General features: G+C 70.6%; 22 protein-coding genes. 17 read left to right on the plus strand and 5 right to left on the minus strand.

All coding sequences use genetic code 11. The annotated features are described in order from the left end of the window. Positions 1-371: 371 nt before the first annotated feature. From GXY15_13695 to GXY15_13705, 3 genes are all read left to right on the plus strand, one after another. Positions 372-1451 carry a 3-isopropylmalate dehydrogenase gene (locus GXY15_13695; protein NLV42260.1) on the plus strand — a complete coding sequence of 360 codons (1080 nt, stop codon included), beginning with the start codon at positions 372-374 and terminating at the stop codon, positions 1449-1451. 393 nt (positions 1452-1844) lie between these two features. Further along, entirely contained in the window at positions 1845-2342 is a 498-nt protein-coding gene (locus GXY15_13700; protein ID NLV42261.1) for a hypothetical protein, read from the plus strand. Between the two features lie 68 nt (positions 2343-2410). Next, entirely contained in the window at positions 2411-2962 is a 552-nt protein-coding gene (locus GXY15_13705) for an isochorismatase family protein (protein NLV42262.1), read from the plus strand. Between the two features lie 86 nt (positions 2963-3048). Here GXY15_13705 and GXY15_13710 read toward each other — a convergent pair whose 3' ends face one another. Then, positions 3049-5550, minus strand: coding sequence for a VWA domain-containing protein (locus GXY15_13710; GenBank protein NLV42263.1), 2502 nt, complete (start codon positions 5548-5550; stop codon positions 3049-3051). Between the two features lie 11 nt (positions 5551-5561). Further along, a complete protein-coding gene (locus GXY15_13715) occupies positions 5562-6119 on the minus strand; it encodes a sigma-70 family RNA polymerase sigma factor (GenBank protein ID NLV42264.1) in 558 nt (185 codons plus the stop codon). 298 nt (positions 6120-6417) lie between these two features. Between GXY15_13715 and GXY15_13720 the strand changes: the two genes are divergently transcribed. Next, positions 6418-8214 carry a tetratricopeptide repeat protein gene (locus GXY15_13720; GenBank protein NLV42265.1) on the plus strand — a complete coding sequence of 599 codons (1797 nt, stop codon included), beginning with the start codon at positions 6418-6420 and terminating at the stop codon, positions 8212-8214. A 16-nt stretch (positions 8215-8230) separates the two neighbouring features. Next, the gene (locus GXY15_13725; protein NLV42266.1) at positions 8231-9970 is read left to right on the plus strand and encodes a tetratricopeptide repeat protein; all 1740 of its coding nucleotides are present in this window, start codon (positions 8231-8233) and stop codon (positions 9968-9970) included. A 36-nt stretch (positions 9971-10006) separates the two neighbouring features. Here the strand turns inward: GXY15_13725 and GXY15_13730 are convergent, their stop codons facing one another. Beyond that, positions 10007-10219, minus strand: a complete 213-nt coding sequence (locus tag GXY15_13730; protein NLV42267.1) for a hypothetical protein — start codon at positions 10217-10219, stop codon at positions 10007-10009. Positions 10220-10224: 5 nt separating this feature from the next. Further along, positions 10225-10611: a hypothetical protein gene (locus GXY15_13735; protein ID NLV42268.1), complete on the minus strand. Its 387-nt coding sequence runs from the start codon at positions 10609-10611 to the stop codon at positions 10225-10227. 262 nt (positions 10612-10873) lie between these two features. Here GXY15_13735 and GXY15_13740 point away from each other — a divergent pair, with 262 nt between their 5' ends. From GXY15_13740 to GXY15_13795, 12 genes are all read left to right on the plus strand, one after another. Then, entirely contained in the window at positions 10874-11317 is a 444-nt protein-coding gene (locus GXY15_13740) for a hypothetical protein (GenBank protein NLV42269.1), read from the plus strand. After that, on the plus strand, positions 11298-12071 hold the full coding sequence (locus GXY15_13745) for a F0F1 ATP synthase subunit A (GenBank protein NLV42270.1): 774 nt from the start codon (positions 11298-11300) through the stop codon (positions 12069-12071). The genes GXY15_13740 and GXY15_13745 overlap by 20 nt, the downstream gene beginning before the upstream one ends. 192 nt (positions 12072-12263) lie before the next feature. Next, the gene (atpE, locus tag GXY15_13750; protein NLV42271.1) at positions 12264-12464 is read left to right on the plus strand and encodes an ATP synthase F0 subunit C; all 201 of its coding nucleotides are present in this window, start codon (positions 12264-12266) and stop codon (positions 12462-12464) included. A gap of 30 nt (positions 12465-12494) precedes the next feature. After that, positions 12495-12926, plus strand: coding sequence for a hypothetical protein (locus GXY15_13755; GenBank protein ID NLV42272.1), 432 nt, complete (start codon positions 12495-12497; stop codon positions 12924-12926). Further along, positions 12923-13732 (plus strand): hypothetical protein, encoded by an 810-nt coding sequence (locus GXY15_13760; GenBank protein ID NLV42273.1) that lies wholly within the window; start codon positions 12923-12925, stop codon positions 13730-13732. Before GXY15_13755 ends, GXY15_13760 begins: the two co-directional genes overlap by 4 nt. Continuing rightward, positions 13729-14289 (plus strand): ATP synthase F1 subunit delta, encoded by a 561-nt coding sequence (gene atpH / locus GXY15_13765; protein NLV42274.1) that lies wholly within the window; start codon positions 13729-13731, stop codon positions 14287-14289. Before GXY15_13760 ends, atpH begins: the two co-directional genes overlap by 4 nt. Next, positions 14279-15808: a F0F1 ATP synthase subunit alpha gene (locus GXY15_13770; protein NLV42275.1), complete on the plus strand. Its 1530-nt coding sequence runs from the start codon at positions 14279-14281 to the stop codon at positions 15806-15808. Before atpH ends, GXY15_13770 begins: the two co-directional genes overlap by 11 nt. Next, on the plus strand, positions 15808-16665 hold the full coding sequence (gene atpG / locus GXY15_13775) for an ATP synthase F1 subunit gamma (GenBank protein NLV42276.1): 858 nt from the start codon (positions 15808-15810) through the stop codon (positions 16663-16665). Before GXY15_13770 ends, atpG begins: the two co-directional genes overlap by 1 nt. A gap of 13 nt (positions 16666-16678) precedes the next feature. Beyond that, positions 16679-18076, plus strand: coding sequence for a F0F1 ATP synthase subunit beta (gene atpD, locus GXY15_13780; GenBank protein NLV42277.1), 1398 nt, complete (start codon positions 16679-16681; stop codon positions 18074-18076). Then, positions 18073-18510, plus strand: a complete 438-nt coding sequence (gene atpC, locus GXY15_13785; protein ID NLV42278.1) for an ATP synthase F1 subunit epsilon — start codon at positions 18073-18075, stop codon at positions 18508-18510. Before atpD ends, atpC begins: the two co-directional genes overlap by 4 nt. Positions 18511-18587: 77 nt before the next feature. Continuing rightward, positions 18588-19853 (plus strand): DUF5011 domain-containing protein, encoded by a 1266-nt coding sequence (locus tag GXY15_13790; protein NLV42279.1) that lies wholly within the window; start codon positions 18588-18590, stop codon positions 19851-19853. 66 nt (positions 19854-19919) lie between these two features. After that, complete coding sequence (locus GXY15_13795; protein ID NLV42280.1) at positions 19920-20843, plus strand: hypothetical protein; 924 nt, start codon at positions 19920-19922, stop codon at positions 20841-20843. Between the two features lie 192 nt (positions 20844-21035). Here the strand turns inward: GXY15_13795 and GXY15_13800 are convergent, their stop codons facing one another. Beyond that, positions 21036-22334, minus strand: a complete 1299-nt coding sequence (locus GXY15_13800) for a PQQ-binding-like beta-propeller repeat protein (protein ID NLV42281.1) — start codon at positions 22332-22334, stop codon at positions 21036-21038. Between the last annotated feature and the right edge of the window lie 142 nt (positions 22335-22476).

The raw sequence follows: 22476 nt of genomic DNA on the forward strand, positions 1-22476 counted from the left end.
ACGCCCGCAAAGTAGACGCGCCATCTTGGCGCGTTCTTTGGGCCAACGAAAACCCCAAGAACGCGCCAAGATGGCGCGTCTACTTTTCCGGCCCTCCCGCAGCCCTCACTTCATAGGCAGAATTCCCACCCCCGGGCGGTCTGGGGCTCGCAATGACGTGTATTTCCGCGTCATTGCGGGCGAAGCGAAGCAATCGCTTGTCAGAACGCCCCCATTCTGTCGCATCCCGCAGGTAAACCGGTGTGTTCGGCGATTCGGGGCTGGGATTGCCCGTCCGTGGCCCCGGATTGGGAACCGGATCCGGAAAAATGGTAGAATAACGGGACTTTCCAGTTTTCCGCCGGTCATTTCACCATAAGGAGACGATTTTCATGGCGAGTTACAAGATTGCCCTCATGGGCGGCGACGGCACGGGTCCGGAGGTGCTTGCGGAGGGCGTGAAGGTGATGAACGCGGCCGCGCAGCGGTTCGGGTTCAAGACGGAGACGGCGGATTTCGACTACGGCGGCGAGCGCTACATGCGCACGGGCGAGGTGCTCCCGCCCAACGCGGCGGACGAGCTGCGGAAGTTTGACGCGATCTACCTCGGCGCGATCGGGCACCCGGACGTGAAGCCGGGCATCCTGGAGAAGGGCATCCTGCTGAAGCTGCGCTTCGAGCTGGACCAGTACATCAACCTGCGCCCCGTGAAGCTGCTGCCGGGCGTGGAGACGCCGCTCAAGGACAAGGGCCCGGAGCACATTGACTTCGTGGTGGTCCGCGAGAACACCCAGGACGCGTACACGGGCATGGGCGGCCTCATGCACGAGGGCACGCCGAACGAGGTGGCCACGCAGACGGCGGTCTACACGCGCTTCGGCGTGGACCGCGCCCTGCGCTACGCCTTCGAGTGCGCCCGCAAGCGCAACAAGAACAAGACGCTGACGCTGTGCGGCAAGACGAACGTGCTGACGCACATCTACGGCCTGTGGGAGCGCGCCTTCCACGAGATGGGCGAGAAGGAGTTCCCGGACATCAAGCGCGAGTACGCGCATGTGGACGCGACGACCATGTGGTTCGTGAAGAACCCCGAGTGGTTCGACGTCCTCGTGACGGGCAACCTGTTCGGCGACATCATCACCGACCTGGGCGCCATGATCCAGGGCGGCATGGGCATCGCCGCGGGCGGCAACATCAACCCCGAGGGCGTCTCCATGTTCGAGCCCATCGGCGGCAGCGCGCCCAAGTACACCGGCATGAACGTCATCAACCCGATGGCCGCCATCCTCGCGGGCCAGATGATGCTCGACCACCTCGGCGAGACCGAGGCCGCCCTCGCCATTGAGAAGGGCGTCGTGGACCTCCTCACCTCCGGCCAGCTCAAGGGCCTCTCCGTGAAGGAGATCAAGGAGTCCGGCCTCTCCACCAGCAAGATCGGCGACATCGTGGCCGAGAACGTCGCCAAGGGCTGACGCAAAGACGGACCTTTTTCGACCGCCCCGGAACCCGTCCGGGGCGGTTTTTTCATTTTCGACAGCGTCGTAACGAAATTTCCCGCCGCTGGAGGAGGTTTCCATTTACAGAAGGGCTGAAATCCAGCCGCTCCGGGGCGGGTAACCCATTGAAAGGACGTTTGTTGGGCACCCCGGCCCTTTTCTTGCGAAACTATTGACATTTGAGCGTTTTTCGCTTAGAATAAGGGTATGCGGAAAGTTTGACGGCGCGGCATTATTCGTTGTTCCACGCGCCGGCAGGCTTCCGCCGGGTGACGGGCTGTTGCGCGGCGGGGTGTCCGGCAGATCATTTTTGGTCTTCATAACTGTTTACGGGCTGTGGCGATGGGCGCCATACGGGTTGGGTTCATAATGGACGACCGCGGGGACAAGTTGGCTGCGGGGGCGACCAGGACGGTTGAAAAGCCGCCCAAGCTCAGTCATGGCGCAAAGGTCAAGCGGGGCCAGCTGACAGCGGTCCAGCAGGGCCGCTACGGCACGGGTCCGGCGCCCTACGGCTACCGCCGCGGCCCCGACGAAAGCAAGCCCCTCGTGATAGACGACCGCGAGGCCGAGGTGGTGCGGACCATCTTCCGCGAGTACATCACCACCAAGAGCACGGGCAAGGTGGTCAACTACCTGCACTCGCGCAGCATCCAGACGCGCAAGGGCAACAAGTGGTCGCGCCAGGCCATCGCCATCATTCTCTCCAACCGCACCTACCGCGGCCGCGTGAGCTACGGCGAGGTGGAGACAGAGGGGCTGCACGAGCCCATCATCGAGCCCGCGCTCTTCTACAAGGCCAACGCCATCAAAGAGCGCAAGCGCCGCAACCGCCAGCACGTCCAGGAGGCGCTGGCGGAGGACTGACCGGCCTGTTTCCGTCCGGTTCCGCCCCGCGCCCCGCCGCCTCCGCGACACCCCCCAAGGAGCCCCCCATGCTGCTTGACCGAGAGAAGACCGCCCTGGTGGTGATAGACATCCAGCAGGTGCTTCTGCCGAAGTCGGAGGAGGTGACCGCCGCCTACCTGCGCGCCGCCGTGCGCATGATTCGCGCGGCGAAGGTGCTGGGGCTGCCCCTGCTGGTGACGGAGCAAAACCCGGACCGGCTCGGCGGCACGCACCCGGAGGTGCTCCCCGAGCTCGGGGACACGCCGCGCATCCCCAAGATCGAGTTCGGCTGCCTGGCCAACCCGGCCTTCCGCGCGGCCCTGGCCGCCTCCGGCCGCACCCAGCTCCTGATCATCGGCATGGAGGCCCACGTCTGCGTGAACCAGACAGCGCTTGAGGCCCTGGAGCAGGGCTTCGAGGTGTTCGTGGCGGAGGACGCCGTGGTTTCCTCCACGCCCGAGGCCCGCGCCGCGGGCCTGCGCCGCATGGAGCGCGCGGGCGCGGCGCGGCTCACGGTGGACATGGCCCTCTTCGAGCTCCTCCGCCGCGCGGGCACCCCGGAGTTCAAGGCCATGCTCCCCCTGCTCAAGGGCGGCTGAGCCCCGCCTTCCCCCCTCACATCCTTCGGACCCGCAGGACGCCCGGCGCATCCTGCGGGTCCGGTGTGTTTTCCGTCCCGGCGGCCCTATTCGCGGGTGATGGGCGCCGGCGCGCCGCCCATCAGCGCGGCGGTGGTGCGCACGAGGGTGATGAACTCGGCGCGGCGGCCGTCGAGGTCGGCGCCTTTGCCCGCCTCGGCGAGCTGGAGGACCAGGTCGAGGCTCGCGGTGCCCGCGTGGGCCGAGCGGCGCAGGAGCATGCCCCACGCGGCCACGGCGGCGGCGAACTGGTGGTCGGCGCCGGGGGCGGCGTCCAGCGTGTCGCCCGCCACGGGCACGTCGAGGCGCGTGCTGGTGTCGGCTTCGGGCCGCTTGTAGCGGAGCTTCACCGTCATCAGCTCGTTTGACGCGGGCCGGGCCCCGTCGGGGGCCGCCTCCGGCTTCGGGGCCTCGGGCACGGACTGGTACTTCAGCGCGTCCACCTGCGGCGGCTCCGGCTGCACGCCCGGGGGCACCAGCTCGTAGAGCGCCGTGACCGTGTGGCCCGCGCCGATCTCGCCGGCGTCCTTGCGGTCGTCGTTGAAGTCGCGGGCGGCGAGGGCGCGGTTTTCGTAGCCGATGAGGCGGTAGTGGCCGACGCGGGCGGGGTTGAACTCGACCTGGATCTTGACGTCCTTGGCGATGGTCACGAGGGCGCCCGCCGCCTGCTCCAGCAGGGCGCGGCGCGCCTCCTGGAAGGAGTCAATGTAGAAGTACTGGCCGTTGCCCTTGTCGGCGAGGCTCTCCATGCGGTTGTCCTGGAGGTTGCCCGTGCCAAAGCCGAGCACCGTCAGGAAGACCCCCGTCTTCGCCTGCTGCTGGATCATGGAGACCAGCGCGTCCGTGTCGCTCACGCCCACGTTGAAGTCGCCGTCCGTGGCCAGCATGACGCGGTTGGCGCCGCCGGGGATGAACGCCGCGCGGGCGAGGTCGTAGGCGATGCGGATGCCGCCCTCGCCGTTCGTGGAGCCGCCCGCGGACAGGCTGTCGAGCACGCCGTGGATCGCGGCCTTCTGGTCGCCCGGCGTGGGGGCGAGGCGCACGCCGGCGCGGCCCGCGTAGGTGACGATGCTGAGGCGGTCGCGGCCCGTGAGGGACTCCGCCAGCAGCTTCAGGCCCTTGACCAGCAGGGGCAGCTTCTCCGGCGGCTGCATGGAGCCCGACACGTCCACGAGGAAGACCAGGTTCACCGGCGCGCGCTCCTCCACGGCCACGTCCTGGCCGCGCAGGCCGATCCGGGCCAGCAGGTGGCCGGGGTTCCACGGGCAGGGGTGCGTCTCCACGTTCACGGAGAAGGGGTGCTCCGTCTGCGGGGCCGGGTACTCGTAGCGGAAGTAGTTGACCAGCTCCTCCACGCGCACGGCGTCCGGCGGGGGCAGCGTGCCCTGCGTCAGGAAGCGCCGCACGTTCGCGTAGGACGCCGTGTCCACGTCCACCCCGAAGGTGGACAGGGGCACGTCCGCCACGCGGGTGAAGGCGTTCTCCGAGATGGGCGCATAGGACTCCGACCCCGGCGCGGGCGTGGGCTGGGCCCAGTACAGGCGACGGTCCAGGCCGTCCTTGTCGGACAGATAGCCCAGCGCCTGCAGCTGGTCGCGCACCTCGGCGGGCACTTGGGGAACCCCCAACCCGCCCTGCCCGCCGGCACGCTGCTTTGCCTCGTTCGACGAGTAGAAATCGGTGACGGTGCCCAACCCGTCCCCCTCCCCAGACATCTCGACCTTGTCCGTGAAGTCGGCGCGGACATTCAGTTTCGTGGGCTCGGCTGCGGGGGCGGGCAGGGGTTCGCCGGCAATGCGGAGCTGCCCGCCGATTTCCACGTTTTGCAGGCTCCCGGTTGCATACTCCACCTGCGGGAGGGGCGCGGCGGCGGGGGTGTCACCCTTCGGTGCTTCCCCGGCGGCCGAACCCTCATCCAGTTCGACAAACGCCCCGGGCTTGTCCGTGAACTCGGCGCGAATGTTCTCCTGGGCGGGCTGGGCGGCGAATTCGGGCTGCTCCTTCCCGCCCACGGCGGGCTGGGCGGCGTCGGGCGGATACATCGAGCGAAAGTCCTCGCCCCAGACGCTGTAGTTGTCGAACTCTCTAGGCTCGGCCAACTGGTCCACCAGCGCGGGCTGGGCGGGGGCCTCCTCCTCTCTGGAGACCTTTGAGGCGTCCGTGTTCGGGGCTGTCCGGGCCAGTTGGGGCCGCATGGCCGCTTCACGGGCTCTGGAGAGCGCGGGCAGCACGAGGAAGGCGCCGACCGCAACGATCAGCCCCGCGGCGAGGGCAAGACGCAGGGCCAGCCTTCCGCGCCGGGCGGGGGCCCTTACGGAGGCGGGGCCTGCGGCGGCCAGCACGGCGGCGCGCTGTTCCGGCGTGAGGGCGGGGGCGTCCTCTTCGGCCAGCGCGCCCGCGAGCAGGGTGGCGGCGGCGCGGATGTCCTCGACTTCGGCGCGCGCCTCGGGGTTTTCGTTCAGGAAGCGCTCCACGGCGGCGCGCTCCTCGTCTGTGACCTCGCCCAGCGCGTACGCGGTGAGGAGGGGGTCGTCTTTAGTGATGTTCATGGTGTCGCTCCTCAGGCCTGCGGGGCGGCGGGGGCCGCCGCGTCCGCCAGGTGTTGGCGTGCCGTTTTCAGTCCCGTGTGGATCAGATAGCCCACGTTCGAGACGCTCAACCCCGTGATCCGGCTGATTTCCTCGTAGGACAGGGCGTCCTGAAACTTCAGCCGGAGCACCTCCTGCTGTTTGGGGGGCAGCCCCCCGATCAGGGCGTCGGCCCGCGAGCGGGCCTCGGCCCGCTCCGCCGACGCCGACGGCGGCGCCTCCCTGCCGGGCAGGGACGCCGCGGTGTGCTCATCCAGGGCAACCATGCGCTGCTCCTTTCGTAGGTGGTCCAGGGCGAGGTTGCGGCAGACCGTGTGAAGCCAGGGCACCAGATGGTCCCCGATCCGGGCGCGGTCGGCGCGGCACAGGCGCAGGAAGGTCTCCTGCACCACGTCGCGGGCCGTCTCCAGATCCCCCGTGAGCCGCGCCGCGTGGCGCAGCAGGGGGGCCTCATGCCGGTTGAGGGCGTCCCTCACCCAGTCCGCTTCCGGCGGCGTGCCGCCGGGTCTTTCGGTTTCTTGACTGTCCACGGAAACTCCTCCAGGTTCAGCCGGTGTCTTCACGGGTCAGCGCTGACATCACTATAACGGGTGAGACCCCGGTTTTCTTAGGGGGTTCGGGAAAAGGGCGGGGAAATTGATGGACGGGATGGACGAAATGGACTCGATGGACCGTTGTTTCCTGTCCACTCGGTCCCCCTGGTCCTCTTTGTCCATTCCGTCCATGTCGTCCATGTCGTCCATCTTGGTCCCTATTCGCCCGTGCCGGGCCGTGTGGGCTATAGTGTTGGGCGTTTGGGCCGCCGGGCGGGCGGCCCTGGAGAGGTTCATGGCGACGGACAAGACAGACCGGCACCCCCCCCTGCACCCCCTCTCGTGGCGGGAGGACGGCCGCGTGCTGCTGCTGCTGGCCGGCCTGGTGCTGCTGGTGTTTGGGTACACGGTGTTTTTCGACTCCCTGATCATGGACGACCAGCGTTTCGTCTTCCAGAACAAGGAGATCATGAAGGGGCTGGCGGGAGGCGGGTTGCGGGTGCTGTTCACGCACTTCTGGATGCCCCTCACCACGCTGACGCACCTCGTGGACGCGTCGCTGTTCGGCAAGAACCCCGCAGGGCACCACGCGCACAGCGTGCTGTGGCACCTGGGCGCGGTGCTGCTGTGGTACCTGGCGCTGGTCCGCATGACGGGCAACCGGGGGGCGGCGGCGCTGGCCGCCGCGCTGTTCGCGGTGCATCCCCTGCGGGCGGAGGCGGTGGCGTGGATCGCCAGCCGCAAGGAGGTGGTCAGCGGGTTCTGGTTCGCCGGAACGGTGCTGCTGTACGCGCGGTACGCGGCGCGCCCGTCGGTGGGGCGCATGGCCCTGGTGTGCCTCGGCATGGCGCTGGCCGTGCTGTCCAAGCAGACCGTGCTGACCCTGCCCTGCGCGCTGCTGCTGCTGGACCTGTGGCCCCTGGGGCGGCTCACCCTGCTCCGCCCGGCCACCTGGGTGCGCCCGGTGCTGGAGAAGCTGCCGCTGTTCGCCCTGTGCGTGCCCGCCATGCTGCTGGCCCGGGCGACGCAGCGGGAGTTTGGCGCGTTGGAATGGGCCGCGGAACTTCCGCTGTCCTTCCGCGCGGGGAACGCCGTGGTGAGCCTCGCGCGCTATCTCGGCCACACGGTGTGGCCCGTGCCGCTCATGGGGCACTACCCCGAACTGCGCAACACCCTCACGCCGGGCATGGTGGCGGGCGCGGCGGCGCTGCTGCTTGTTGTGACGGCGGCGGTCCTGTTTCTTGCGCTGCGCCGGAATCCCATGCTGTATCCGCTGACGGGGTGGGCGTGGTTTCTGGGCACGCTGGCGCCGGTGCTGGGGCTGGTGGGCTTCGGCAACGCGTCCATGGCCGACCGGTGGGCCTACATTCCCCATCTGGGGCTCATGGCCGCCGTCGCCTGGGGCTGGTTGGCCCTGGCGGACCGCCTGGCACCGGCGCCGGAGGCCCCGCCGGAGTCCAGACCGCCCAAGAAGGCCCCGCACCGCAAGACCGCGAAAGCCGCGCCGCAGAACCGCCTGGCCCTGCGGGGGGCGGTGGTGCTGGTGGCGGTGACCGCGCTGCTGGGGATACGGCAGACCTCATACTGGTGGAACGACCAGGTGCTTTGCACCCGGATGCTGGCGGTGTCGGACGGGGCGAACGCGCTGGCGCACACGAACCTGGGCTACCTGTGCGGGCGGGCAAAGGATCCGGCCGGGGCGATGGAGCATTACCGGAAGGCCAGCGAACTGGAGCCGCACAACCCCTTCTGGGCGGTGAACTACGCCATGGCCCTGAACGGCGCGGAGCGCGCGCCGGAGGCGGAGGCGCTGCTGGCGCCGTTTCTGGCAACGGACGGGGACAACCCGCATGTCCGCATGCAGCTCGGCATCTCGCTGTTCAACCAGAAGCGCTTCGCCGAGGCCCTGCCGCACATGGAGGCCGCCGTCAAAAGGCTTCCGAAAAACCACCTCTACCTGACGAACTGGGGGCACTGCCTCGGCAATCTTGGGAGGACGGACGAGGCGCGGAAGGCGTATCAGGCGGCGCTGGCCGTGGAGCCCCGGTACAAGGGCGCCCGCGCCGCGCTGGAGGCCCTGGGCGCCCCGTGACGGAGGATGCGACCCCGTGTCCCTGAGCGAAGACACTGAAACAGGCGGACGCCTCTCCCTCCTGCGCGACGGCGCGGCGGCGGCGCTGCTGTGCGCGGCGGTGCTGGCGGTGTTCGGGCAGGCCGTCTTCTTCGACTTTCTCGCGATGGACGACCTGGCCGTGGTGGTGGAGAACCCCGGCGTGCGGCCCGGGCTGTCGGAGGAGGGGCTGCGCTTCGCGCTTACGCAGTACCACTTCGGCATCTGGATGCCCGTCACCACGCTGACCCACCTGCTGGACGTCTCCCTCTTCGGCATGCGCCCGGCGGGCCACCACGCCCACAGCCTGCTGTGGCACATCGGCGCCGCCGTCCTGTGGTACCTGGCGCTGGTCCGCCTCACGGGGCGGCCCGGGGCCGCGCTGGCCGCCGCCCTGCTCTTCGCGCTGCACCCCATGCGGGCCGAGGCCGCGGCCTGGGTGGCGTCGCGCAAGGAGGTGGTCGCCGGGTGCTGGTTCGCCGCCGCCGTGTTCGTGTACGCGGGCCAGCGGGGCGGACGCCCCTCCGCCGCGCGGCTGTCCGCCGTGTTCTGCGTCATGGTCCTCGCGCTGCTGTCGAAGCCGACCACCCTTGTGCTTCCCTTTGCGCTGCTGCTGCTGGACGCGTGGCCCCTGGGCCGCCTGGACCTGCGTCGTCCCGCCACGTGGATCCGCCCCGTGGCGGAGAAGCTGCCGCTCTTCGCCTTGTGCGCGCCCGCCGTGTGGCTGGGCCGCGCGGGACAGGACAGCCTCAACGCCCTGTCGTGGACCGGCGACCTGCCCCTGTCCTTCCGCGCGGGGAACGCGCTGGTCAGCTACGCGCGGTATCTTGGCCACACCTTCTGGCCCGTGCGGCTCATGGGGCACTACCCCGAGCTGCGCGGCGCGCTCACGCCGGGGATGGTGGCGGGCGCGGCGGTCCTGCTGGTCGCCGTGACGGCGGCGGTGCTGGCGCCCGCGCTGCGGCGCGGCGGGCGGCCGCGCCTGCTGGCGGGGTGGCTGTGGTTCCTCGGCACGCTGCTGCCCGTGATCGGGCTGGCGGGCTTCGGCAACGCCGCCATGGCGGACCGCTGGGCCTACACGGCCCACCTGGGCCTGCTGGCCGCGCTCGTGTTCGCGGTTGCCGGCGCGCTGAAGTCCCCGCGCGCGCGGGCCGCGCTTGCGGCGGCGCTGGTCGCCGCGGCGGCGGGGCTCGGCGCGTGGCAGACCGCCTATTGGCGGAACGACGAGACCCTGTGCCGCCGCATGCTGGAGGTGTCCGGCGGGGAGAACGCCATGGGCCGCGGCAACCTCGGGCTGGCGTTGTGGAGGCGCGGCGACCACGCGGGCGCGCTGGAGCAGTACCGCGAGGCGGTCCGCCTCCAGCCGGGCAACCCGGCCTGGCTGGTCAACCTTGCCGCCGCACTGATCCAGACGGAGCGCTTTTCCGAAGCCGAGTCTGTGCTCGCGCCGCAGATCCGCGCCTTCGCGCGGAATCCGCGCGTGCGCATGCAGTACGGCCGCGCGCTCTACGAGCAGGACCGCTGCCGCGAGGCGCTGCCCCATCTCGCCGCCGCCGCGGCGCTCGCGCCGGAGGACTCCGTGTGCGCCGTGAACCACGGCCTCTGCCTCATGGTCCTGGGCGACCTGGAGCGCGCGGCGGCGGAGTTTCAGCGCACCCTGGCGCTGGACCCCGGGAGCGCCCTCGCCCGGCAGTGCCTGGAGGACATCCGCCGCGCCCAAGAGGCGCCGGGGAACTGACGGGAGGGGGGCAGGACGCCGGCCCCCGCGCGCCGGTCATCCAAACCATTTGCGCGCGCCGTAGAAGGCGGCGCCGAGCGCCACCGCGCCAAGGAGGGATTCCCAGTTTCCGGTGAGGACCAAGGGCAGGACGCCGAAGGCCACCCCGAACGCAAGGACAAGCGGCTCCTTCTGCCGGACGCCGTAGACCAGCATGCCCATGCTCACGGCGCTGGTCACCAGGGCGACCAGCAGGTAGAGGGTGCCCATGGGGGTTAGCTCCGCTCCTCCCACTCGTGGAGGCCGGCGGCCACGAGAATGACCAGCACCCCCGCCCCCATGACGATCCAGCCCCATTCCAGCGGCATGGTCGCCCCGAGTTTGACGATCTCGGCCCTCCTGAGAAAATAGGTGGCCGGGAGCATGAGCGCGCAGAGCCCCCCCGTGAGCCACAGCCACCGCATCTTCCCCCAGAGCGCCAGCCCGAGCGTGGCCGCCGCGAGCAGCAGCACCAGCGTGCCCGGAAGCACCCACACCCCCACGAAGCTGATCCCGCCCAGCTCGCCCACCCGCTCCACCGGCGCGAACACCCCGAGGAACAGCACCACCGCGCCGATCATCCCGACTATCTGCCGGGTCTCAACGTTTTCCAAACTTTCCATGCCGGGTCTCCCTTGACCGGGCGGACTCCCGCCTCCGGCCGCGCATGATTCTACCCCTCCGCCGCCCGCCGGACAAGTTGCGGACCACGGCGCTGCGCGGCCTCCCCGCGCTGACGCTGAAATCAACGTCGCCGCGAAGGAGCGCAGCGGCTGCGGCGATCCCGCGCCCGCTCCGGCTTCGGTTCTCGCGATGTCTTATCCGGCGATTGGGGGACATGCGCCGTCTTGCAATGCCGCCGCCGGGGGGCTAGAATTCGCCCCCATGCCTGAAGAGACACATTCCCCGGCCCCCCCCCCGTCCTTGGTGCCGGCGCTGCGCCGGACGGTCACCGGCCTGTCGCTGGTGCTGCTGACGGCGCTGGTCCCGGCGGTGTGGGCCGTTTTCGGGGGGGCGGCCGCCAAGGGGCTGCTGGGGGGCGGGCTCGCCTCCGTGTTCGGGTTCCACATGACCTGCCTGGGGGCCCAGAAAGTTGAACGGCTTTCCGGAGGGGGCATAAAATGGTTGCCGTCACTCTGGGTGCTCCTCAGGCTTTCCGCCTACCTCCTTGCCCTTGCCAAGGGTTACTCCCTCGACACCGCGCAGGCCCGGGGTCTGTTTGGGGCGGCCGCCGGCCTCATGCTGGCGCACCTGGTGACGGCCGCGGTCGGCGTTTCCGGCCTGGACACAAGAACAGGGTCGCAGTCCCATGATGGACGAAATCGGTGAGCGGCTGGTTTGGCACTATGTGCCGTTTACGGACATCCCGATCCCACTCGGCGGGGTGAGCGTGGACACTGTTGCCAACACCCTGCTGGCCATGGTGGTGCTGTGGGGGGCGCTGTGGCTGTGCGTGCGCCGCCTCTCGTGGGTGCCCGGCCGGGCGCAGGCGGCCGTCGAGGTGTTCGTCTCCTCCTTCGACCAGATCGTGCGCGACGCGCTGAACCCGCGGGAGAAGGGGGCGCACCGCCAATACCTGCCCCTGATCGCCGTGCTGTTCCTTTTCATTTTCATGTGCAACTCCCTGCCGCTGCTTCCCCTGCCGCATGTGGAGGAGCCCACCAGCGACCTGAACTGCACGCTGGCCCTCGGCTCCATGACGGTGGCCTACTCGAACTACTGCGGGGTGCGCCGCCACGGCGCGCGCGGCCGCCTGCGCGAGATGCTCGGGCCCTTCTGGGCGCACGAGGGCCCGCTGACGGCGGGGGCCGTCATCGGGAAACTGAGCGGGGTCTTCTTCTTCCTCCCCATGAGCCTGGTGGAGAACCTCTCCCGCGTGGTCTCCATCTCGTGCCGGCTCTTCGGAAACATCACCGGCGCGGCGATCGTGATCGTCGTGCTGGGCAGCCTCACCTACGAGATGTTCACGCCCATGTTTCTGGACGTGTTCCTGCTGATTTTCGAGTCGGCCGTCCAGGCCTTCGTCTTCTCGATGCTCGCGTTGGTTTATCTGGCCATCAATCTGGAGGAGCAGGGCGGATAAGCCCCCTGTTCCCGCCGGAGGCGGCCCTTCCGTTCGACCCCCTTCCTCCAACCCCCACAACCACATAAGGACACGGGTGCAATGGACAGTGCGACAATCATGGCGGTCCTGCAGAGTTCCCTCGGCCAGGCGGAGGAGACGGCCCGGGCCGTCTCCGGCGCGGACCTGGTCTCCATCGGCAAGGCGTTCGCCATGGCCCTGGCCATCGGCGTCGGCGTCTTTGCGGCGGGCCTCAGCGAGGGCCACGCTGCCGCGAAGGCCGTGGAGGGCATCGCGCGCAACCCCGAGGCCGCCCCGGTCATCACCCGCACCATGATCATCGGCCAGGCCATCACCGAGTCGAACTCCATCTACGCCCTCGTGGTCGCGCTCGTCATCTGGCTCTTCCTCTAACCCCGGCCGCGCGGCACAGAAGGCGCCCCCGTGCTTTCCCTTGATTTCACGCTGTTTGTGGAGCTTGCCCTGTTCCTCCTCTTCCTGTGGGGGACCAACTGGGCCGTGCTGCGCCCGCTGCTGCGGACCATGGACGCCCGGCAGCTCCGCATAGAGCAGGACCGGGCCGACGCCGAGGCCGCGGCGCGCCGCGCCGCCGAGCTGGACGCCGAGTATGGGCGCCGGCTTGCGGCCATCCACCGCGAGGCGGCGGGGCGGGTGCGGGAGGAGCGTGCGCGCACGGCGGCGGAGCAGCGGGGGCGTTTGGAGGAGCTGCACGGCCAGGCGGATGCGCGCGTGGCGGCGGAAGCCGCCGCCATGGACGCCCTGACGGCGCGGGAGCGGGAGTCCTTTCCCGGGCTGGTTCCCGGGCTGGCGGAGGAGATGGCGCTGCGCATCGGGCCCGGAGGCCGCCGCCCATGACGCGCGCGGGCACAGAGAGGCACTGGATGCGGCGGAAGCTGCCGCGCGAGCTGCACTGGCAGTTCGCGCTGGCCGCGCTGGCCCTCTACATTCTGGGGTCCACGCTCGGGGTGACCGTGTTCCGCTCGCCCAACCTGTCCGAGGCGTATCTGGAGGCCCACGGCGGCGAACACCGCGAATACCTCGAGATCAAGAAGTCCGAGTGGTTCATGCTCCACGAGGAGCGGCCCCTGCTGCATCCCCCGGCCACGGAGGAGCAGCATGAGATGGCCGAGTTTGTGAAAAAATACGAGGCGCGGCCCTGGTTCCAGGAGGAGCGCAGCCGCGCCTCCCACTATGTGCTCTACTTCCGCGTCCTCAACGCCCTGGTGCTGGTCGCCCTCTTCGGGTGGTTCCTGCGCACCCCCCTGCTGGACCTCCTCGACGGGCGCATCGGCGAGGTGCGCCGCGGCCTGGAGCAGGCGGCCGACGCCCGCGCGGAGACCGGGCGGCTGGAGGCCGAGGCCGGCCGCCGCATCGGCGCGTTCATGGAGGTGGAGGAGCAGGTGAAGCGGGAAGCGGAGGACACCCTGGCGCGTGACGCCGAACGGATGGAGCGGGCCTTCGAGGCCCGCCGCGCCGAACTGGAGAAGGACACGGAGGAGCGCGTCCGCGCCGAACGCCACCGGGCCCATGCCGCGCTGCGGGCCGGGCTGGTGGAGGAGGCGGTGGCCCTCGCGGAGCGCGCCTGCCGCGCCGCCGCGGACACGGACCGCCTGGACGCGGAGGTGGAGACCTTCACGAGGCTCCTGGAGCGCGCGTCATGAAGGAGGCGCTGCTGGCCGGAAGATACGCCCGCGCGCTGGCGGAGTCCGTCACGGACCCCGCACTCCTGGAGCGCGCCGGCGCCGCCGTGGCCGCCCTGCGCGACCTCCGCGCGGCCGACCCGCTGTTCCGCGCCGCCCTGGAAAACCCCGCGGCAAGCCTGCCGGAGCGCGCGGCCCTGCTGGACGCCGTGCTCGGAGCGCTCGACGCCCCCCCGGAGGCGTGCCGCCTGCTCCACCGCATGCTCGCGCGCAACCGCACGGCGCTGCTTCCGCAGACGGCGGCGGCGCTTGCGGCGACCGTGGACGACCGGCTCAACCGGGCCGGGGCGGAGGTCGCGTCGGCGGCGCCCCTGTCCCCCGCGTCGGAGCGCGCGCTGGCGGAGAGCCTTTCGCGGCGGACCGGGCGGCGGGTCACCCTGCGGACGCGGGTGGACGCCGGGCTGCTGGGGGGATTCACGGTCCACCTGCTGGGAACCCTGTACGACTTCAGCGCGCGGACGCGGCTGGAGCGGCTGAGAGCAAAACTCCTTTCCGAGGAAACACCCCATGGAAATTAAGCCCCGGGCCGACGAGATCACCGAGATCATCCGGCGGCAGATCAGCGAGTTCCAGTGGAGCCTGGACATCGCCGAGGTCGGCACCGTCATCCAGGCGGGCGACGGCATCGCCCGCGTGCACGGCCTGGAAAAGGCCATGGCGGGCGAGCTGCTCGACTTCGGCGGCGGCGTCACCGGCATGGTCCTCAACCTGGAGGAGGACAACGTGGGCGCCGTGCTGTTCGGCGGCCACGAGCGCGTGCGCGAGGGCGACCTCGTCCGGCGCACGGGCCGCATCGCGTCCGTGCCCGTGGGCGACGCCCTCATCGGGCGCGTGGTGGACGCCCTGGGCGCGCCGGTGGACGGCCTGGGCCCCATTGAGACCGCGGAGTTCAACCCCGTGGAGCGCGTGGCGCCGGGCATTGTGGACCGCCAGCCCGTGCGGCGGCCGCTCCAGACGGGGCTCAAGGCGATTGACTCCATGACGCCCATCGGGCGCGGGCAGCGCGAGCTGATCATCGGCGACCGGCAGACCGGCAAGACGGCCATCGCCCTGGACGCCATCATCAACCAGAAGGGCCAGGACTGCGTCTGCATCTACGTGGCCGTCGGGCAGAAGCGCTCGACGGTGGCCCGGGTGATCCAGGAGCTGCGCGAGTACGGCGCGATGGACTACACCATCATCGTGAGCGCGTCGGCCTCCGAGGCCGCGCCGCTCCAGTACCTCGCCCCCTACGCCGGGTGCGCCATGGCCGAGTATTTCTGCGACCGCGGGGGGCATGTCCTCATCGTCTACGACGACCTGTCAAAGCACGCCGCGGCCTACCGCCAGCTCTCGCTGCTGCTGCGGCGGCCGCCGGGCCGCGAGGCCTACCCCGGCGACGTGTTCTACCTCCATTCGCGCCTGCTCGAGCGCGCGTCGGCCATGAGCGCCGCGCGGGGCGGCGGCACGATCACCGCACTGCCGATCATCGAGACGCAGGCGGGCGACGTGTCCGCGTACATCCCCACGAACGTCATCTCGATCACGGACGGACAGATCTACCTGGAGTCGAACCTGTTCTACTCCGGCGTGCGCCCGGCGGTGAACCCCGGCATCAGCGTGTCGCGCGTGGGCGGCAACGCCCAGACCAAGGCCATGAAGAAGGTCGCGGGCATGCTCCGCCTGCACCTGGCGCAGTACCGCGAGCTGGAGGCCTTCTCGCAGTTCGGCAGCGACCTGGACAAGGCGACCCTCTCGCAGCTCCAGCGCGGCGCGCGGCTGGTGGAGATTCTCAAGCAGCCCCAGTACCAGCCGCTGCCCGTTGAGAAGCAGGTGCTGATCATCCTCGCGGCGACCAACGGGCACCTCGACGCGGTGCCCCTGGCGTCGGCGCCGCGCTACGAGCAGGAGCTGTACGCCTTTTTTGAGACGGACGCGCGGGCGCTGCTCGACGGGCTGCGCGAGACGCAGGACCTGGACGGGGCGCTGGCCGGGAAGATCCGGGAGGCCCTCGCCCACTTCACCGCAAACATCTGGAAGGACGACGGGGACCGCTGATGCCCAGCCTCCAGGACATACGCCGCCGCATCGCGAGCGTCAAGGGCACGCAGAAGATCACGCGGGCCATGAAGATGGTCGCCGCGGCGAAGCTGCGTCGCGCCCAGGACTCCCTGCTCCGCGCGCGGCCCCACGCCTACGCCCTGCGCGGCCTGGCGGCCCGGGTGGCCGCGGGCGCCGGCGACACGGGAAACCCCCTGCTGTCCCCGGGCCGCGGCGACACGGTCGGCCTGATCGTGGTGACCTCCGACCGCGGCCTGTGCGGCGGGTTCAACGCGAACATCGTGAACGCCGCGATGCGCGCGCTGGAGGAGCGGTTCGCGGGGCGCCCGGTGGAGCTCATCGTGGTCGGCCGCAAGGGGCTGGAGACCCTGCGCCGCCGCCCGTGCGTCATCCGGGCCTCCCACACCGGCGTCTTCGACAAGCGCGCCTCCTCCGCCCACGAGCGCATCATCGGCGCCGCGGCGGACGACTTCCTGTCCGGGCGCCACGCGGAGGTGCACTGCCTCTACAACGAGTTCAAGTCGGCCATTTCGCAGAAGGTGACCGTGGAGCGCCTGCTCCCCTTTGACCTGCCGGACGACGAAGCCGCGCCGTCCGCCGTTCCCTACCTTTTCGAGCCGGACGAGGCGTCTGTGCTCTCCGCGCTGGTGACCGAAAACCTGCACGTGCAGATGAACCGCATCCTGCTGGAGTCGGCGGCGAGCGAGCAGGGCGCGCGGATGGCGGCCATGGACGCGGCCACGAAGAACGCGGGCGAGGTCATGGAACGGCTCACCCTGAAATACAACCGCGCGCGCCAGGACGCCATCACGAGGGAGGTCGTGGAGGTGGTCAGCGGCGTGGAAGCCCTGTAGACTGGAGGTTCCGATGAGCACAGGTGTCGTCTCGCAGGTGATCGGGCCCGTGGTGGACGTCAAGTTCCCCCCCGGCGCCCTGCCCCCCGTCTACAACGCCCTGGAGATCGCGCGCCCCGGCGGGAAACCCCTCGTCCTCGAGGTCGCCCAGCACACCGGGGAGAACACCGTGCGCACCGTGGCCATGGACAGCACCGACGGGCTGGTCCGCGGCATGGAGGTTTCGGACACGGGGCGCAACATCACCGCCCCCGTGGGCAGGGCGGTCCTGGGGCGCATCATCAACGTCATCGGCGAGCCCGTGGACGAGCTGGGCCCCGTGGACGCGGCGGAGCGGTGGCCCATCCACCGGCCCGCGCCCGACTTCGCGGACCTCGACACGCGCACCGAAATCTTCGAGACGGGCATCAAGGTCATTGACCTGCTCGCCCCGTACTGCAAGGGCGGCAAGACCGGCCTCTTCGGCGGCGCCGGCGTGGGGAAGACCGTCCTCATCATGGAGCTGATCCACAACGTCGCCACGAAGCACGGCGGCTACTCCGTCTTCGCCGGGGTCGGCGAGCGCACCCGCGAGGGCAACGACCTCTGGCTGGAGATGAAAAGCTCGGGCGTCATCGAAAAGACCGCCCTGGTCTACGGGCAGATGACCGAGCCCCCGGGCGCGCGCGCCCGCGTCGCCCTGACGGGCCTCACCGTCGCCGAGTACTTCCGCGACCAGGAGGGGCAGGACGTCCTCCTCTTCATTGACAACATCTTCCGCTTCACCCAGGCCGGGTCCGAGGTCTCCGCCCTGCTCGGCCGCATGCCCAGCGCCGTCGGCTACCAGCCCACCCTCGCCACGGAGATGGGCGAGCTGCAGGAGCGCATCACGACCACCAAGAAGGGCTCCATCACCTCGGTGCAGGCCATCTATGTGCCCGCCGACGACCTGACGGACCCCGCCCCCGCGAACACCTTCGCCCACCTCGACGCGACCACGGTGCTGTCGCGGCAGATCGTGGAGCTGGGCATCTACCCCGCCGTGGACCCGCTGGACTCCACCAGCCGCATCCTCGACCCCCGCATCGTCGGCGCGGAGCACTACCGCGTGGCCCGCGGCGTCCAGCGCATCCTCCAGCGCTACCGCGACCTCCAGGACATCATCGCCATCCTCGGCATGGACGAGCTGTCGGAGGAGGACAAGCAGATCGTCGGGCGCGCCCGCCGCATCCAGCGCTTCCTCTCCCAGCCCAACTTCGTGGCCGAGGAGTTCACCGGCATGCCCGGAAAGTATGTGTCGCTGGAGGACACCATCCGCAGTTTCGCGCTCATCCTCGACGGCGAGTACGACCACCTGCCCGAGCAGGCCTTCCTCTACTGCGGCGCCGTGGAGGACGTGGTCGAGAAGGCCCGGGCCATGGGGGCCGGATGACCATGGCCGACGCGGAGAAGCGCGCCCTGCGCCTCGAAATCAGCGCCATGGACCGCGAGACCCTGGTCCTGGACGCGGCGGAGGTCGCCGCGCCGGGCGCCGCCGGGCGTTTTGTCGTGCTGCCCGGCCACGCGCCCATGCTGGCCTCCCTGGACACCGGCGTTGTCCGCGTGCTCACCGCCGCCGGGGAAACCCGCCTCTTCGCCGTCAACGGCGGCATCGTCCACGTTCTGGAGGGCGGCATGCTCCTGCTCACCCGCAGCGTGGAGGAGGGGGCCGAGATTGACCTGCCCCGCGCCCGCGAGGCGCTGGGCCGCGCCGAGGCCCGGCTGGCCGCCCGCGCCGAAGGCACCGACCTTCCCCGCGCCCAGGCGGCCCGCGCGCGCGCCCGCGCCCGCATCGGGGCCGCCGCCCGGCCCCCCGCCGGGGCGTAGCCGTCCGCCCCTTTCTTCCCGTCCGTGTATTCCAATGCGGCGCCCCGTGCGTTACACTAGGGACCATGGAGAACGCGATGCGCAGGACAGGACACCTTTTACGCGCCGCCCTCGGCCTGGCGCTGGCTGCGGCCGCGCTGGCGGCCCCGCAGGCCGCCGCGCAACGGATCGGCGGCCCCGGCAACCCGATGGGCGTGTGGCTGGAGCGCGTCCACGCGCCGCGCTACGCGCCCGGGGCGCTCTTCCAGGTCGCCGTCACCGTCAACGCCGCGGGCGAGGGCACCGTCAACGCCATGGGCCTGCGCGAAACCGTCCCCCCCGGCTGGACCCTGGCGGCGGTGGAGGCGGCCATCGGCGACCCGCCGGACATCTCCTCTCCCGTGGGGGCCTCCGGCACCCTCGAGTTCGCCTGGATCACGCCCCCCGCCCTGCCCCACACCTTCGCGTACACCCTGGCCGTGCCCGAGGGGGAAAGCGGCCCCAAGCGCATCCACGGCGCCCTCGAATACCGCACCACCGGCGGCGCCCTCTTCGCGTCCCCCGTGATCACCGAAACGGAGGGGCCCGCCGCCCTCGCCCCCGTCATCACCCTGCGCGGGGACAACCCCGCCACCCTGGCCGTCGGCGACGCCTGGGAGGACCCCGGCTACATGGCCGTGGACGCGGGGAACCAGGACATCACGGCGAAGGTGGTGGTCTCGGGGGCCGTGGACACCGCGACCCCCGGCGCCTATGAGGTGGTGTACGAGGTGCCCGCCGAGGGCGAAACCCCGGCGGCCCGCAAAGTGCGCGCGGTGAACGTGCGCGCCGCGGACGACCCCGTGGACACCGCCGCCCCCGGCACCGTCATCGCGCCCCCCGGTGACCCGCGCGAAACCTCGAACGCCATCGCCGCCACCACGGAGGCCAACCCCCTGAACACGCCCGCAAAGGCCCCCGTGCCGGTGGCCCCACCCCCCCCGGGGTTTCGACGCCCCCACCTTCCGGACGTCTCGGCGCTCCGGCCCGACCTGACCCCGCCCGGCGGCGAAACCGCCGCCGACCCGGCACCCGCCGGGCCCGCCGCCGCCGAAACCGCGCCCCCCGGCGCGCCCTCCGGCACCGACCCGGCGGCGTCCGCAACCACAGCGTCCGCAACCGCGGTGTCCGGCCAGACCCCGGTGGAGACCCCCCCGCCCGCGCCGCCCCCCGCCCCGGCGGAAACGGCCGCGCCGCCCGCCCCCGACGCCTCTGTGAATCCCAGAGTGGCGGCACTGGCGGCCGGGGCCGTTCTCGGGCTGCTGGCCGCCGCCCTGCTGGCGGCGCGCCAGGTCTACGGGGGCGGACGCCGCCGCCCGCATTGACCCTTTCCGGGAACCTTTTCCCGGCGCGGACGATTGACCCTGCAGCAACCACGGGGACCTGACGCCATGAAGAGGACACGAACGGCAACGGCGGCGATGCTGGCCTGCGCGGCGCTCTGCTGCGCCGCGGCGGCGCGCGCGGAGGTGACGGCGAACCCGGCGGAGGCCGTGTTCAACGGCGCGGACGAGGCGGTCACCCTGCGCATTCTCGCCGACGGGCAGCCCGTGCCCGCCGCCGAGATCAAGGGTTTCCGCCTGCTCGCGGGCAACGGCGACTACCGCCACATGCTGCGCATGGCGCCGGGGGAGGGCGTGGTCACCCTGCGGCCCAGCCCCACGGTCGAGGTGGGCAGCTACACGCTTGAGGTGGAGACGGCGCGCGGCACGGCGCAGGCGCGGGTCTACACCCCCCTCAGCCGACACCAGACCAGCCTCCAGGCGCTGGCGGACCGCCTCCACATCACCCTTGACGAGCTGAAGCGGGAAACCGGCATGACCCGCGATTTCGGCGCCCCCCGCATTGCCGTCGAGATGCCCCCGGTCCACTTCGCCGGGCATCCGTTCCGCCTGGCCCTCTCCGGCGGCGGCGACGTCCGCAGGGTCTGGAAGATCAACGGGGAGACCGTCGCCGAAGGGCCGGAGGCCGCCGCGCTGGAGCATGTCTTCGCCGAGCCCGGCTCCTATGTGGTCTCCTGCGCCGAATACCAGGGCGACCGCCGCGTCGCCGGGTTCTCCGAACTCCTGGAAGTGGTCGCCGAGCCGCCCGTGTCCGTGGAGGTCGCCCCCAAGACCGTCCTCACCCTCACCGGCCCCGACGGGTTCCGCCAGTATTCCTGGGAGGTGGACGGGGTAAAGGCCTACGCGGGCCAGAAACTCTCCCAGACCTTCGACGCCCCCGGCACCCACACCGTCACCGCCACCGGCACCGACCCCGCCGAAGGCAACCCCAAAGCCTTCCGCAGAATCGCCTACACCGTCACGGTGAAGTGAGGGGAAGTCAACGGTCGGAGGCTTTCTGTTCTTTGGCCGAAAGCCATGCCAAGAAGGAAGAGGGCGCAGCAAGCGGCGCCCCTACCTTCCCATGCCCTGGGCATACGCAATGGCACCGGGACATCTTCCCGTAGGGGCGCTGCTTGCCGCGCCCTGGGGCGGACACGAAGGCCGTCGTTTATCCGGGGGATGTCACTTCGCCGGGGCGTCTATCCGGTAGAGGGCGGTCTTGGTGCGGAGGAAGAGGGCGTCGCCGCAGACGACGGGGGAGGCCATGAACCCCTCCTCCAGCCGGTTCTCGGCCACCTTTTCGAAGGTGCGGCCCGCCTTGAGGACCGTGGTCTTGCCCTGGGTGCTGGAGAAGTAGAGGAGGCCGTTGGCGAGGATCGGGGAGGCGCAATAGCTTCCGCCGATGCGCTCGGCCCACAGCTCCGCGCCCGTGGCCGCGTCGAGGCAGGTGACGATGCCGTCGTTGCTGACGAGGTAGAGGAGCCCGCCGGCCAGCGCGGGCGACGGCTCCACGGGGATCGTCTTGCCCGTGAACTGCCACGCCACATGCGTCTTTGTCACATCGCCGTCGCCGTCGGGCCGCACGGCCATAAGGGCGTTGCGCCCGCGCCCCGTGAGTACGAAAACGAGGTTCCCGTCGTAGACCGGCATGGGCGCGGGGGAGTAGGCCTCGTGGTCTATCTTCCACAGCTCCTTGCCGGTCATGGGGTCGTAGGCGAAGACGCCGTAGGACGCCGTGACCACCATCTGTTCGCGCCCGGCGTGGGTGAAAACGAGGGGGGTGCAGAAGGCCTTGCGCAGGTCGCCCTCGCGCGACGGCTGGCCGTTTTCGTCGAGGTCCTTCCAGACCGACGTGCGGTCCGTGCGCCAGACCGTCGCGCCCGTCGCCTTGTCGAGGGCCGTCGAGTACTGCTGGTCCGCGCCGTCAAAGGTGAGGATGAGCAGGTTCTGGTGCAGAATGACCGACGACCCCGGCCCGCGGAAATGGCGGCAGGGCAGGTCCGTCCGCCGCCACAGCTCCTTCCCCGTCGCCGTGTCGAGGCAGGCGGTGCCGTAGCTGCCGAAGCTGATGTAGACCCGGCCCGGCTCCGACGCGGGCGACGGCGACGCGTAGCAGTTCACGTCATTCCCCAGCGGCTCGGGATTCTCGCTGGTGAACAGCCGCTCGTTCATCACGACGGCCCCCGTCTCCGCGTCCACACTGACCACAAAATACTCCGTCCCCTCCGGCGTCGCCGTGGTCAGCCACAGCTTCCCGTCCTGCACCACCGGCGTGGACCAGCCCTTGTGCGGGATGGGCGTCTTCCACCGCACGTTCTCCGTCTCGCTCCAGGTCACGGCCAGTTTCGGCGCGCCCGCCACGACGCCGCTCCCCGACGGCCCGCGGAACTGCGGCCAGCTTTCGGCCCCGGCGGCGCAGGGAAGGACGGCGGCCGCGGCAACGACCCCGGCGAACACGGACGGCAGGAAAGACAGGCGCATGGGAAAAGCCTCCACGTTGGCGTTCCCGCCGATTCTACCCGATGGCACGGCACGGCTCCAACCGTGAGGTCTTCCTCAGCCTGCCCGCCCCCCTTGGGTGGCCGTTTTGTCCCCCTGCTTATCGTGAATAACTTGCGTCAGG

This window comes from Candidatus Hydrogenedentota bacterium, from assembly GCA_012730045.1.
GTDB lineage: Bacteria > Hydrogenedentota > Hydrogenedentia > Hydrogenedentales > CAITNO01 > JAAYBR01.